The organism is Cytobacillus kochii, from assembly GCF_020171845.1.
In the GTDB taxonomy this organism is placed as follows: domain Bacteria; phylum Bacillota; class Bacilli; order Bacillales; family Cytobacillaceae; genus Cytobacillus; species Cytobacillus kochii.
In genome coordinates, this window is record NZ_JAIVAM010000041.1 from 1 (window position 1) to 800 (window position 800).

General features: G+C 34.2%; 1 pseudogene. It reads right to left on the reverse strand.

Annotation, left to right across the window (positions count from 1 at the left end):
• Window positions 1–47: 47 nt before the first annotated feature.
• Window positions 48–800 (reverse strand): annotated as a pseudogene (locus LCM23_RS25730) (hypothetical protein); the annotation flags it as partial.

Here is an 800-nt window from a genome sequence, read left to right on the forward strand (position 1 = left end):
GATTATTGTTGGTTGTCCTAAATTAATCAAACTTCCACATCTCCTCACTAAGATACTGGATAAGAACAAGAAATTGGGAACCAAAGTTCTGCACCAAATTCATTATTGGTAGTTCCTTCAATAATGATTTGACCAGTTGTTGAAACAGCCCACCTCGCAAAGCGACCTCTAGAACTACTATCTAATGACGTACTTTGTACATAAGGATGTGAAGTTATAGGGTGATATATTTCTGGAAGTGTAGCAATTACCAAATTACGAGCAGTTACATTTTTAACAGCTCCTTTAATATAGACAATATCACCACGCTTAGCCACTCTCGGTCTCCAACCTTCGCTAAAAGGTTGTACAGCATTCAGTAAAGTGATATCCGTCCATTCCAAAGGTTTCACTAACTCTTGATTCACCCAGTTTATTATTTCTTCTTTTGAATTAAAAATCTGATTTTTTACACTCTCTGATGTTTCTTTGCTATCCCATGATATTCTATCTTCCATAGAAACATGGACTAAATCGTTTTTTATATGGGTTTCTAACTGGGATTCTAATGAATTAATTATTGTGGGATCAATATCTTGTATTTCTATCCACGCTCCATTTGTAAAACGGTATATCTTACCTGAATCTCTTACCATTGCTGTTTTACCTTCAGTTGCATTCGGATAAGTAGATGATAGCTCGTTAAAGGTATTTACAGGCGGTATCCAATCTAACTTGATATTGTTTACAACTTTTTCAAAAGCCTCTTGGGAAATACTTTTTATAAAGTTTTCAACTTTTTTTCCTAAATAATCAAAGTT